Genomic DNA, 12,405 nt, shown 5'->3' with positions numbered 1-12,405 from the left:
TTCTTGTGAAAGGCTATAATAACGCCGATTATGGCCAATCCATTCCTTCAGGAGCTTTCAATGGACCGCCTTGACCGAAAAATTCTCCGCCTCCTGCAGGAGGACGCGACGCTCGCGGTCGCAGATGTCGCCAAGAAAGTGGGACTGTCGACGACCCCTTGCTGGCGGCGCATCCAGAAGCTCGAGGAAGAGGGCGTCATCAAGCGGCGTGTCGCCATTCTCGATCATGAAAAGGTCAATGTGCGGGTCACCGTCTTCGTCTCGATCCGCACCAATTCGCACAGCCATGAATGGCTGCGGCGTTTTTCCGAAGTCATCCAGGAATTCCCCGAGGTGGTCGAGTTCTACCGCATGAGCGGCGATGTCGACTACCTCCTGCGTGTCGTGGTGCCCGACATTGCAGCCTATGATGCCTTCTATAAGCGGCTGATCGCCAAGATCGAGATTCGCGACGTCTCGTCCTCCTTCGCCATGGAGCAGATCAAGTACACGACCGAAATCCCGCTCGATTACATGGTGCTGGACAAGGAATCGGGCGCGAACGCGGCCTGAGCGCGCGTGGCCTTGGTGCATGCAAGGTCACGCAAGCTCGCCTTGCTTAGTTCTTCTTTTTGTTGAGGAAAGTCCAAGGCGAGTTGACCGGTAGGGTTATTGTGTCCGGCACGGTGTCGACGCCGGTCACGTCTGCCTTGCGCACGGTATAGCCCGACTGGATGACCGAGACGCCGTCCAGGATGAAAAGCTGGCTCTTCTCCATGCCTGGTTTCAGCGCGCCGGTTACGGAAACCGGCTGGTAGGCCCGCGATATTTTGTAGGGCTGAGCCGGGGTGACCAGGACGATCTGGTTGGGTGGTGGTGTCGGCATGTGGCTGCAGGCGCCGGTCCACGGCACCAGTAGGAATTGATAGACAAGATCGCCTTCGCGATCGACCGGCAACGCATAGCCGGCTATTTGTATGGTCTTGTCCTGCAGGCCGAGGGATAACGTCTCGCCGCGATCGGGCAATTTTGCCGCGATCATCGGCAGGCCAGCTTCTTCGGCAACCGCCTGGGTCGCCGGGCGCAAATCCTTCCAGAATATGTGTGTGGTCTCGGCCGAAGCGAGGGCGGCTGTAAAAGCCGACATCGCGCCCGCGAACGCTGCCATGGCTATCAGACGTTTGGTCATCGGACGTTTTCCTTTGCGTTCGAGTAAAGACACCGCCACCGGCGACGTCAACGCTCGAGCCGCATTACATGCCGGCGAGAACCGGTCATGCCGGCGTCGTGAAAGCCGCGCGCCGCAAACATGTCGCGAAACCCCATGAAACGGTAGCTCGGCGATGCCTCGCCCACCGGATAGGCCTCAATGATATGCGCCCCCTTGGCGAACGCGTGGTCAATGGCCGCATCGAGCAATGCGGAAGCAAAACCGCGGCCGCGCAAAGCCCTTGGCACATAAAAGCAGACGATTGACCATACCCCCGTCTCGCTGTCGTCCTGCTGCTTTGAAAGCCTTCGGTAGGTTTCGCGCGGCGCGACCGAACACCAGGCAACGGTCTTGCCGTCGATCTGGGCGAGGATGCCGACCGGCCTGCCGGCATCGATAAGTGCCATCATCTGGCGCTTTTTCTCATCATTCGGGATGTGCTCGCGGACGGACTGCCGCCACGCCATGCACCAGCAATATTTTGGCGCACCCGGCTGCTCGAACAATATCTCGAAGTCGCCGCGTGTTGCCGGCGTCACCTCCGTGAACCGGATATCGGCAAGATCAGCTTTTTCTGGAGGTGAGCCGTTCCAGCCTTTTGACATCCGTTAACTCCTTCACGGCGTCCCGGCCGATCCAGCGCGCCGTCTTGTCGGATGATCCGGCCAACTTTTGCGCGAGCGCAAGGGCAGGGGCATGCAGCGCCGCCGAGCGTTTGCCAATCTGCCGCAGCGCCCAGCTGACCGCCTTCCTGACGAAATTGCGCGGATCGCCGGCATGCGCCTCGATCAACGGCAGATAGGCGAGAAACGTCGCGTCCGGCTCCTGCTTCAGATGCACTGCGCTCCACGCCACCATGGCAAAGCCGGCGCGGCGCACGAACTCGCGTTCGTCGGCAGCAAACTCCTCGATCAACTCACGCCGGAACGACGTTTCAGCAAAGAGATCCGAAACGCTGTCTACGATCTCCCAGGAGTCGAAATCGCCGGCCCAGCGGCGGCACTGCTCGGCCGTGATCCTTTTCGGCTCCCCGGTGAACGCCGCCACCAGCCGCGCCTCGCGAACACCGCTGTCCCACAGGGCAAGCGCCCGCTCGTGATTGCGCTTCAGCTTGCGCGCCAGCGGCCGCAAATCCGAATTGCCTACACCAAGCGCCGTCGCGGTGTTGATGCCGAACCGGGCCATGCCGGCGCGGTTTTCCTGCGTGCCGATCGAGCGCAGGTGAGCGACGATCTCGTCCGCGCTCCAGCTCGGGCCGGGCAGGGACATCTGCGTTCTACTTTTCCAGCCTCGCCAGCAGTGAGGATGTGTCCCAGCGCCTGCCGCCCATCGCCTGGACGTCCTTATAGAACTGGTCGACGAGCGCCGTCACGGGCAGTCTGGCCCCGTTGCGGTCGGCTTCATCAAGACAGATGCCGAGATCCTTGCGCATCCAGTCGACCGCGAAGCCGAAGTCGTATTTGCCTGCATTCATCGTCTTGTGCCGGTTCTCCATCTGCCACGAGCCCGCTGCGCCCTTGGAGATCACATCGATGACCTTCTCGATGTCGAGCCCGGCCTTCCTGCCGAAATGGATGCCTTCGGACAGTCCCTGCACCAGCCCGGCGATGCAGATTTGGTTGATCATCTTGGTGAGCTGGCCGGCGCCTGCCGGTCCCATAAGCCCGACCATCCGGGCATAGGCGTCGATGACGGGCCTGGCTTTGTCGAAGGCTGCCTGGTCGCCGCCGACCATGACGGTCAGAATGCCGTTTTCGGCGCCGGCCTGGCCGCCGGAGACCGGCGCGTCGAGGAACGAGAAGCCGCGCTCCTGTGCGGTCTCGGCCAATTCGCGCGCGACCTCGGCCGATGCCGTGGTGTTGTCGATGTAGACGGCGCCCTTTTTCATGGCCTGAAAGGCACCGTCCTTTGCCGTCGTCACCGAACGCAGATCGTCGTCATTGCCCACGCACGAGAAAACAAAGTCCTTGCCTTCGGCAGCCTGCGCCGGCGTCAGGGCGAGAGCGCCGCCATGCTGGGCGACCCATTGCTCGGCCTTTGCCCTGGTGCGGTTGTAGACGGTGACGTCGTGGCCGCCCTTGTTCTTCAGATGCGCGGCCATGGGATAGCCCATGACGCCAAGACCGAGAAATGCCACCGATGCCATGGCTTGTTCCTTCCGACGGGAGCAAAGATTGCAGTTGCGGAAGGTCTAGGCCATGCGGCGGATTCGTCAAGGCGCGCGCCGAGCCATCGACTGGCACAGATCAGGTAAGCTTACCGTTTCAGGTGAATGGTAATCCGGCGCTCGATCCATTCGACGCCGTGGCGCAGGATCTCGACCATCACCAGATAGACGATCGCCACCCAGACATAGGCCTGGAAGTCGAAGGACTTGGCGTAGGCGAGTTTCGCATTGCCCATCAGGTCGTAGACGGTGATGATGGCGACGATCGCGGAGGCCTTGATCATCAGAACGAGTTCATTGCCGTAGGGTCGCAAGGCCACGATGATCGCCTGGGGCAGAATGACCTTGCGCAGCGTCTGCAGCTTGTGCAGGCCGAGCGAAGCGGCGCCTTCCCACTGGCCCCTTGGAACGCTCTCAATGGCACCGCGCAAGATTTCGGCCTGATAGGCGGCCGTGTTGAGCGCAAAGGCGAACACGCCGCAGTTGAAGGCGTCGCGGAAGAACCACCATAGCCCAACCGATTCGAGCTGCACGCGGAAAGAACCGACCCCGTAATAGACCAGATAGACCTGAACCAGCAGCGGCGTGCCGCGGAAGAAATAGACGTAGCAATAGGCGGGCCACGACAGCAACCGGTTGTTCGACATGCGGCCATAGGTGACGGGCAGCGACAGGATGGCGCCGGCCACCATCGACACCGCCACCAGCGACAGGGTGGTTCCAAGTCCCTGCAGATAGGCCGGCGCATATCGTGCGAAGAACTCGCCGTTCCACGCGGAGACCAGATAGGCCAGTATACCGAAGCCGAAGAGGATCCAGAGGCCGACGAGTGCGTATCCCACGATACGGGCACGCGGCCAGCCGCGCGCCGGCGGCGGCGGCCGTTCGACGGCAATGGTGTCGGTGACGCTCATCGCGCTTCCCTCTGTCCGAGCGACCGCAAGATGAAGCCGGTGGCGATCGAAGACAGGATTGCCAGGATGAGAAAGACCAGCGCCGCGACGCTGTAGAACAGGAACGAATGTTTGGTGACGCGCGCCGCGACGCCCGCATTGCGCAAGGTCTCGGCGAGGTTGACGACCGAGACCAGGGCTGTGTCCTTGAGCAGGCTGAGCCAGCAATTCTCGAGACCAGGGAAGGCGATGCGCAGCAATTGAGGCAGGATCACCTTGCGCATGGTCAGCCACTTCGACAGACCGATCGCATAGCCGCCCTCATACTGGCCCTTCGGAATGGCGCGAAAGGCCGAAAGGAATACCTCGCTGGCATAGGAAGAGAAGATCAGCGAGAGCACGATCATGCCGGCGATGAAGCTGTCGACATCGATCGTCGCCTCGGGCCTGAAGAAGCGGATTATGTATTGCAGCAGGATGGGCATGCCGAAGAAGAACAGGAAGAGCGTCACCAGCTCCGGAAGGCCCCGAAACATGGTGGTGTAAATGTTCGCGGCCAGCCGCAGCGAAGGCTCTTCGGATTGCTTTGCCCAGGCAATGAAAAAGCCGATCGTCAGGCCGATCGGAAGCGTGGCGAGCGCCAGCGCGATGGTGACCACCGCGCCATAGGCGATATCGTCAAGCCAGCCATTGGGTCCCCAACTGAGAAGTGTCCATATGCTTTGGGCTGGCATCGAGTGGTGTTATCTCCAGAGCTCCCAGATCGGGTAAAGCGGCAGGGAGACCCTGCCGCCCTTGGAGGTGATTATCAGGACTCGGCGCCGTAGACGTCGAACTTGAAGTACTTGTCGTTGATTTCCTTGTATTTTCCGTTGGCCCTGATGGCGTCGATGGCGGAATTCAGCTTGTTGACCAGATCGGTCTCGCCCTTGCGCACGGCAATGCCGGCGCCAGGTCCGAAAATCTCGACCGGCTGCGGCGAGGGCTGGCCGAGGATCTTGCAGCAGGCACCGTCAGGCGAATCCAGCCACTGCTGCAGCACCACGATATCATCCTCGATGGCGTCGAGGCGGCCGTTGGCCAGATCCGCCTGTTCCTCGGGGCTGCTCGGATAACCCTTGATCGTGCTGTCGGTGTAGGTCTTCGAGGCATAGTTGAAATGGGTCGTCGTGGTGGCCACGCCGATACTCTTGCCGGCGAGGTCCTCCTTGGTCACGCCCTTCAGCGTCGAATCCTTCGGGACGGCGAGCGCCGAGGGCGTGTTGTAGTATTTGTGAGTGAAGTCTACCTTCTCGGCACGCTCCGGCGTGATCGACATTGATGCCACGATGGCGTCGAACTTGCCCGCCTGCAGCGCCGGGATGATGCCGTCCCAATCCTGGGCGACGAAGGTGCACTTGACCTTCATCTCATCGCAGAGCGCCTGGGCGATGTCGATGTCGAAACCGACGAGCTTGCCATCGGAAGTCAGGTTGTTGAAGGGCGGGTAGGCGCCCTCGGTGCCGATCCTCAGGGTCTTTTCCTGGGCCTGGGCTACGCCGAGCGTCAGCAGCGCGGCCGAAGCGGCGAGCGCGATACGCAGTGCAATACGCATAATGATCCTCTCTTTATGGTCCCGGCCGTCGTTCCGAAACGGCTCTGTGGGGGCGGTGCTTTTGACCGCCCGCTGGCCCGATACTCCCACTCTTTCCAAGAAAAAAGCAACTGCAAAACCACGAAAATCGGCAATGTCCTTCTGCCGTTACGTTACTTCTCAAGCAACGAGGCCGGTCGCGCGCTCGACGAAGTCGGCTATCGATTTCACGTCGTCGAGGTCGAACACCGGCAGGCTTTTGTCCTCGATGACGAAGTCGGCCGCAATGGCAACGATCCCGGGGTCACCCGCCGAAAGCGGCGTCCGGTCCTTCGCCTCCAGGCGCCGGGTTTCGATCTTGCGGTGGGCTTCGCGCTTGTAGCCTTCGACCAACACGATGTCGGACGGCGCAAGCCGCGACAGGATCGCTTCCAGCGCCGGCTCATCCTCGCCGCGCAATTCGTGCATCAGCGCCCAGCGATTGGCGGAGACGATGGCGACTTCCATGGCTCCTGCCTGCCGGTGGCGAAAGCTGTCCGCGCCCGGCTTGTCGATGTCGAAATCATGATGGGCGTGCTTTACGGTCGAAACCGTCCAGCCGCGCCCAACGAGTTCCGCGACCAGTTTCTCAGTCAGGGTCGTCTTGCCGGAGTTCTTCCAGCCGGTGATGCCGAAGAGGCGCTTGTTCATCTCAGATGCTCTGCAGCAACCGCGCCGCCTTGGCAAGATCGCCGGGGGGCGCTTTCGAGCCGCAGCAAGGTCTTGTCGCCGCCGCCCCTGCGTCTGGATTGAACGCCGGCCAGCATCAATCCCGCAATATCCATCACCATCATCGAGCCCGTGCGCCGTCGCGAAAATCACGGGATTCTCCCCGAGCCTCTTATATGCCGTCCGGGGCCATGGCAGGACCAGTGCTTTCCGCGACGATCCTGCGCCGGCCGACGACCCGCTCACGATAAAGCGCGTAAAGGCCGGAGCCCACGATTGTGCTGGCGCCGATGATCATCGTCATATCGGGGACATCGCCGAAGACCAGCAGGCCGAGCACAATGGACCAGAGCAGCGCCGTATAGCGGAACGGCGCTATGAAGGAAATCTCGCCCGAGCGCATCGCCATGATGATGAATTGGTAGCCGATGAGCACCAGCACTGCTGCGAGCGCCAGCAGTGCAGTGGCTTTGCCCGTCATCGGTGTCCAGCCGCCCATCGGCGACAGCAGCAGCGCGCCGACCACCGTCATGGCCAACGCCGTTGCGGTTGAGACGAGCAGCGTGGGGATAGCCTGCGGAATCCGCTTGGTGGCGAGGTCGCGTACCGCACAGCAGGCAACGCTGGCCAGCGCCACCAGCGAAAACATGCTGAACCCGTCGAAGCCCGGGCGCACCACGACCAGCACGCCGGCAAATCCGGCAGCGATCGCCAGCCAGCGGCGCCAGCCGACCGCCTCGCCGAAGACAAGGGCCGCGCCCATCGTCACGGCCAGCGGCAGTGCCTGCAGGACGGCCGAGACGCTGGCGATCGGCAAATGGGCAAGCGCGACCAGGAAGGTCACCGTCGCGCCGGCCTCGGCAAGGACGCGCAGCGCCACCAGTGGCTGCAGCATCGAGCGCGGCCGGACCAGCGCGCCGCGCTGCCAGGCAAGCAGGCCGACGAAGAGCGAGGCAAATGCGCCTCTGATCAGCATGACCTGCGCCATGTTCATCGACTGCGACGAATATTTGGTGATGGCGTCATTGAGGGTGAAGCCGGCCATCGCCACCACCATGAACAACGCACCGCGAAGATTGGGAGAAAGGGGCAAGATCTCTACCGGTTCTGCTTTGAAAAAAGCCTGTAGCAGCCGGGACCGAAACAGCAACGACAAAGGGCTGGGCCACGGCCTTGATCGCGGCCCAGACTTTCAACCGCGGATGGCCGGCCTTACTTCTTCGGCGTCAGCACCTCGGTGCCGCTGCCGTCTTTGCCGGCGATCGTCCACAGGCCGTGCAGCGAGCCGTCGTCATCCATCTTGTAGACGACAAGGCCGATCTCCTTGCCCAGGACATAGCCGGCCGAGAAGGCGTTGTCGTTGCGCATGCAGATGCCGTCCGAGGACGAGCCGCCGGTTTCCCAATGGATCGTGCAGGTCGTGCCGCTTGTCAGCGTGATGGTGGCTTCGCCGCCATAGGCCGAACCATCGAAATTGGTGCCGGCGACATCGTAAGTGCCGCCGATGGATTGCGCCGCCGCCGGTATGGCGGCGAGGCCGAGCAAGGCAACAGAAAAGATGAACTTGCGCATAATGTTTTCCCCCACGGAGCGAAAGCCGCTACCGGATGGAAGGCTAGGCGCGAAAACGGCTGGGGTAAATCAGGCAGGCATTTGCCGACAGGTTTATTTGCGGCGTGACCGCGATAGTCACGGTCCCTGGAGGCTGGCGGCGATGGCGCCGACCAGCGGGTCGTATTTCGACTTCACGGCCGGCGGATATTCGATCCAGACGGTGCGGATGACGCCGTCCTTGCCGAACAGGCGGCGCTCATAAAAGATGTTCCCGGCCTTCAGTCCCGAAAGCACGGCCCAGTTCTTTCCCGTCCTGCTGTAGGTGACCTTGTAACCCGCCTCCGTGCTGGCTTTCTCGGTCGCGACGAAGTGCTTCGGCGTGTCGTTGTCGATATTCAGGATGCCGGAACAGATCAGTCTGGCGCCGTCGGCCGCGAGCCATTGCTGGCCGTCGCCATTGTCCGGTTCGGGCTGGCGGTCGGTGAAAACATCGTCGGGAAAGGTGCAGACCGTGCCGAATCGCTCGTTGGTGTAGGTGAAAGGAGCGGCAGCCGACGGGATTGCCGCGATCGCCACAACGAATGCCAGTACCGAGCGCGCGCACTTCATTCCATTCCTCCAGCAGTCAGCCGGAAGCGATCCTGCACCAGATCCGTGGAAAGATCAGCCGCCGGTGACGCTCATATGCCGCGACACGGAGGGGCGGCTGGTGCGGCGGTCGATGATGAAATCATGCCCTTTCGGCTTGCGCCCGATCGCCTCGTCGATCGCCGCGCTGACCAGCTCGTTGCCTTCGGACGCGCGCAACGGTTCCCTGAGATCGGCGGCATCGTCCTGGCCCAGGCACATATAGAGCGTGCCGGTGCAGGTCAGCCGGACGCGGTTGCAGCTCTCGCAAAAATTATGGGTCATCGGCGTGATGAAGCCGAGCCGGCCACCGGTTTCCGCGACATGGACATAGCGGGCCGGACCGCCGGTCTTGAACGGGACGTCTGTCAACGTGAACTGGCGCTCCAGCGAGGCGCGCAGCAGCGACAGCGGCAGGTACTGGTCGGTGCGATCGGCATCGATCTCGCCCATCGGCATGGTTTCGATGACGGTCAGGTCCATGCCGCGGCCATGCGCCCAGCGCATCATCTCAGGCAATTCGACGTCGTTGAAATCCTTCAGCGCCACGGCGTTGAGTTTTATCTTCAGTCCCGCCGCCTGCGCCGCATCGATGCCGGCCATGACCTTGCCGAGATGGCCCCAGCGGGTGATTGCATGGAACTTGTCGGCATCGAGCGTGTCGAGCGAAACATTGATCCGCCTGACGCCGCAATCGGCGAGCTCGGCAGCAAAACGCGAAAGCTGCGAGCCGTTGGTGGTCAGCGTCAGTTCTTCCAGCGCGCCGCTTTCGAGATGACGCGACAGCTGGCGCACCAAATGCATGATGTTCTTGCGTACCAGCGGCTCGCCGCCGGTGAGGCGCAATTTGCGCACCCCTTTTGCGATGAAGACGCTGCACAGCCGATCGAGTTCCTCGAGCGACAGCAGGTCCTTCTTGGGCAGGAAAGCCATGTCCTCGGCCATGCAATAGGTGCAGCGGAAATCGCAGCGGTCGGTGACCGACACGCGCAGGTAGCTGATCGTGCGGCCGAAAGGATCGATCATGTCCATGCGTGAAGCGTTTCCCGTGGCTGTGAACGACGGCGTTATATATCACTATGTGATACGATCCGGCCTGTCGTTCAAGATAGCCGCTCTCGATCTTTGGTAACATTCCCCGACCGACACCGGATGTCGGCTGCCTGGTACGGGCTTTTCCAATCCGGCGAAGCGGCGTAGGGAAGGGTGGTTCAAAACGGAAAACACCATGACGGCGCCGAAGGAACTGCGGGTCTCCAAAGACCGCAAACTGCTCTCCGTGACCTTTCCCGGCCACCAGCCATTCGAGCTGCCGGCCGAGCTGCTGCGCGTCGCCTCGCCGTCGGCCGAGGTGCAGGGCCATTCGCCGGACCAGCGGGTGACCGTTCCCGGCAAACGCGATGTCGCCATCCTCAAAATTGAACCGGTCGGCAACTACGCGGTGCGCATCACCTTCGACGATTTCCACGACACCGGGATCTTCACCTGGAATTACCTGCACACGCTAGGCCACGAGAAGGACGCGCGCTGGAACGCCTACCTTGCCGAGCTTGCGCAAAAGGGTCTCAGCCGCGACCGTTAGCCGGCGGGCGTCGTCAAGATGTCATGGAGCGGGAGTAGGGGCGGCGGATCGGAAGACGAGACAATGTCCATCATAACCACAGTCGAACAGCTTGAAACGCTCTATGGCCTGCCCGGCGAAGCCTCGGTGGTCAAGGAACTCGACCACGTCATTCCCGAATACGCCGCCTTCATCGAGGCCTCGCCCTTCGTCGCGCTGGCGACCAGCGGGCCGGAAGGGCTGGATTGCTCGCCGCGCGGCGATCTCGCCGGCTTCGTGCGCATTGTCGATCCGAAAACCCTGATGATGCCGGACCGGCGCGGCAACAACCGCGCCGATTCGCTGAAGAACATTATTCGCGATCCTCGCGTCGGGCTGCTGTTCCTGGTGCCGGGCTCCGGCACGACGCTGCGCATCAACGGCCGCGCGCGCATCACCACGGATGCCGCGCTCTGCGCGTCGTTCACGGTCGACGGCAGGCCGGCACGCTCGGTGAGCGTCATCGATGTCGATACGGTCTATTTCCAATGCGCCCGCGCCATCGTGCGGTCGGAACTGTGGAACCCGGAAAGGCATGTCGATCCGAAGTCCCTGCCGACGCCAGGAAAGATCCTGGAGATCACCAGCCGCAGGAACATCGACGGCGAAACCTATGACAAGGAATGGCCGGAGCGGGCAAAAAAGACGATGTGGTGATCCGCCGGACCGCAATGGCGGTCAGGCGTCCTTCAACACCTCGTAGATCTTGCGCATCTGCTCGCCGATCATGTCGCACTGCTCCGGCGTCGACTGGCTCATCGCTTTCTCGATCAGCGCCATGTGCACCTTCAGCGCCTGCATCAGCAGCGCCTCGCCGGCTTCGGTGAGGGCCAGCCGCAGTATGCGCTTGTCCTTCTCGTCGCCTTCGCGGCGCAGCAGGCCGCGAGCCTCAAGCTGCGGCAACAGCATGGTGATGTTGGAGCGGCCGACGAGCAGCTTGCGGGCGAGATCGTGCTGCGACATGCCGGGATGGCGGTAGAGATTCATCAAAACATCGAGCTGCGCGGGTTTCAGATCGAGCGGAGCGAGCTTCACGGCAAGCGTGCGCTCCAGCACATGGCAGGCGCGCGCAACCGCGACCCAGTTGCGAAACCGCGGGTTGTCCCAGGGCAGCTCTTGTTTATTGTTCATCTTTGAACTATTATGTTCATGCTTGAACGTATGGATGGATTCCCACTATGGCATCATTCGGACTGAAGGTCATCCGGGGTGTATTCGGGGCCGCCGAACATGTCGCCCCCCGCCTCACCGGGCGCGCCGCATTCGAGCTGTTCTGCCGTACGCCGAACGCCAGGGTGCTGAGCGAGGGCGAACGCCGTGCCGTCGACCGCGCGGCAGATTTCATGGCCGAAGCGCGGCATCACCGGCTGAAAGCCGGGTCCGGCTGCGTCATGGTGCATGAATTCCGTCCGGAGCCAGGCAGGGCGTCCGCCGGAACGGTTCTCGTCGTTCATGGGTGGCGCTCGCGCACCGAATATATGCGCATGCTGATCGAGGGCTACCGCGCCGCCGGCTACAGGGTCGTCTCGCTCGACCTTCCCGGCCACGGCCAATCGCATGGCCGGCGGTTGAACATGGTCAATGCCGTGGATGCGGTGCGAATCGCGGGCGAATGGTTCGGCCCGTTCGCGGCGGTGGTCGGTCATTCCTTCGGCGGCGCCGTCGCCGCCAATGCAATCGCCGGATGGATCAGGAACATTGCGCCGCTGGCGGCCGGGCGCCTGGTGCTGATCGCCGCGCCCAGTTCATTGCCGGCCATCGTCGCCGACTTCAGCCGCATGCTCAATGTCGGTCCGCGCTCGCAGGCCGCCATGGCGGACCGTGTCGAATATCTTTCCGGCCGGCCGCTGCACGAATTCACCGGCGATCGGCAGCTTGCCCAGGCGCCGGTGCCGACGTTGGTCATCCACGCACCCGACGATCGCGAAGTCTCGGCCGATCATGCCTGGCGTTATGCCGGCGCCGGTGACCATGTGTTGCTCCACTGGGCCGAAGGGCTCGGCCATCGCCGCATCCTGGCGGACAAGGGCGTGGTGGAACGCGCCGTCAGCTTCGTGGCCGCGCACCGGGAGCCGTCGCTGCTCCATTGAACCG

General features: G+C 62.5%; 17 protein-coding genes and 1 pseudogene. 4 read left to right on the top strand and 14 right to left on the bottom strand.

The genetic code is table 11. From position 1 onward, the window contains the following. Nucleotides 1–60: 60 nt before the first annotated feature. A complete protein-coding gene (locus FJ979_RS29055) occupies nt 61–552 on the top strand; it encodes an Lrp/AsnC family transcriptional regulator (RefSeq protein ID WP_006205209.1) in 492 nt (163 codons plus the stop codon). 46 nt (nt 553–598) lie between these two features. On the opposite strand, the gene FJ979_RS29050 is transcribed toward FJ979_RS29055, so the two are convergent. From FJ979_RS29050 to moaA, 13 genes and pseudogenes are all read right to left on the bottom strand, one after another. After that, nucleotides 599–1,168 (bottom strand): DUF3299 domain-containing protein, encoded by a 570-nt coding sequence (locus tag FJ979_RS29050; protein ID WP_140498637.1) that lies wholly within the window; start codon nt 1,166–1,168, stop codon nt 599–601. A 47-nt stretch (nt 1,169–1,215) separates the two neighbouring features. Then, on the bottom strand, nt 1,216–1,695 hold the full coding sequence (locus tag FJ979_RS29045; RefSeq protein WP_246679052.1) for a GNAT family N-acetyltransferase: 480 nt from the start codon (nt 1,693–1,695) through the stop codon (nt 1,216–1,218). A gap of 58 nt (nt 1,696–1,753) precedes the next feature. Next, a complete protein-coding gene (locus FJ979_RS29040; protein WP_140584430.1) occupies nt 1,754–2,458 on the bottom strand; it encodes a DNA alkylation repair protein in 705 nt (234 codons plus the stop codon). Nucleotides 2,459–2,465: 7 nt separating this feature from the next. After that, nucleotides 2,466–3,335, bottom strand: coding sequence for an NAD(P)-dependent oxidoreductase (locus FJ979_RS29035; RefSeq protein ID WP_140584429.1), 870 nt, complete (start codon nt 3,333–3,335; stop codon nt 2,466–2,468). Between the two features lie 110 nt (nt 3,336–3,445). Then, entirely contained in the window at nt 3,446–4,270 is an 825-nt protein-coding gene (locus tag FJ979_RS29030) for an ABC transporter permease (protein WP_140584428.1), read from the bottom strand. Next, entirely contained in the window at nt 4,267–4,983 is a 717-nt protein-coding gene (locus tag FJ979_RS29025; RefSeq protein ID WP_140525212.1) for an ABC transporter permease, read from the bottom strand. The genes FJ979_RS29030 and FJ979_RS29025 overlap by 4 nt, the downstream gene beginning before the upstream one ends. 74 nt (nt 4,984–5,057) lie before the next feature. Beyond that, a complete protein-coding gene (locus FJ979_RS29020; protein WP_140498631.1) occupies nt 5,058–5,843 on the bottom strand; it encodes an ABC transporter substrate-binding protein in 786 nt (261 codons plus the stop codon). A gap of 159 nt (nt 5,844–6,002) precedes the next feature. Further along, complete coding sequence (gene mobB, locus FJ979_RS29015) at nt 6,003–6,512, bottom strand: molybdopterin-guanine dinucleotide biosynthesis protein B (RefSeq protein WP_140498630.1); 510 nt, start codon at nt 6,510–6,512, stop codon at nt 6,003–6,005. 50 nt (nt 6,513–6,562) lie between these two features. Beyond that, nucleotides 6,563–6,652: pseudogene (locus FJ979_RS33505) on the bottom strand (molybdenum cofactor guanylyltransferase MobA); the annotation flags it as partial. Between the two features lie 50 nt (nt 6,653–6,702). Continuing rightward, entirely contained in the window at nt 6,703–7,623 is a 921-nt protein-coding gene (locus FJ979_RS29005; protein ID WP_140584427.1) for a DMT family transporter, read from the bottom strand. A 119-nt stretch (nt 7,624–7,742) separates the two neighbouring features. Beyond that, on the bottom strand, nt 7,743–8,102 hold the full coding sequence (locus FJ979_RS29000; protein WP_140584426.1) for a hypothetical protein: 360 nt from the start codon (nt 8,100–8,102) through the stop codon (nt 7,743–7,745). Nucleotides 8,103–8,219: 117 nt separating this feature from the next. Further along, entirely contained in the window at nt 8,220–8,693 is a 474-nt protein-coding gene (locus FJ979_RS28995) for a hypothetical protein (RefSeq protein WP_140584425.1), read from the bottom strand. Nucleotides 8,694–8,747: 54 nt separating this feature from the next. Further along, nucleotides 8,748–9,743 carry a GTP 3',8-cyclase MoaA gene (gene moaA, locus FJ979_RS28990; protein ID WP_140584424.1) on the bottom strand — a complete coding sequence of 332 codons (996 nt, stop codon included), beginning with the start codon at nt 9,741–9,743 and terminating at the stop codon, nt 8,748–8,750. A 196-nt stretch (nt 9,744–9,939) separates the two neighbouring features. Here moaA and FJ979_RS28985 point away from each other — a divergent pair, with 196 nt between their 5' ends. Together FJ979_RS28985 and FJ979_RS28980 are read left to right on the top strand one after the other, a co-directional pair. Next, complete coding sequence (locus FJ979_RS28985; protein ID WP_140498625.1) at nt 9,940–10,293, top strand: DUF971 domain-containing protein; 354 nt, start codon at nt 9,940–9,942, stop codon at nt 10,291–10,293. Between the two features lie 63 nt (nt 10,294–10,356). Further along, entirely contained in the window at nt 10,357–10,968 is a 612-nt protein-coding gene (locus FJ979_RS28980) for a pyridoxamine 5'-phosphate oxidase family protein (protein ID WP_140584423.1), read from the top strand. A gap of 21 nt (nt 10,969–10,989) precedes the next feature. Here the strand turns inward: FJ979_RS28980 and FJ979_RS28975 are convergent, their stop codons facing one another. Further along, nucleotides 10,990–11,442, bottom strand: coding sequence for a MarR family transcriptional regulator (locus tag FJ979_RS28975; protein WP_140548466.1), 453 nt, complete (start codon nt 11,440–11,442; stop codon nt 10,990–10,992). A gap of 47 nt (nt 11,443–11,489) precedes the next feature. On the opposite strand from FJ979_RS28975, the gene FJ979_RS28970 reads away from it, so the two are divergent. Then, nucleotides 11,490–12,401: an alpha/beta fold hydrolase gene (locus FJ979_RS28970; protein WP_140584422.1), complete on the top strand. Its 912-nt coding sequence runs from the start codon at nt 11,490–11,492 to the stop codon at nt 12,399–12,401. Nucleotides 12,402–12,405 lie beyond the last annotated feature (4 nt).

Source organism: Mesorhizobium sp. B1-1-6 (assembly GCF_006443035.1).
GTDB lineage: Bacteria > Pseudomonadota > Alphaproteobacteria > Rhizobiales > Rhizobiaceae > Mesorhizobium.
Note: the sequence above shows the minus strand (reverse complement) of the source record. Positions and strands in the feature narration are given on the sequence as shown.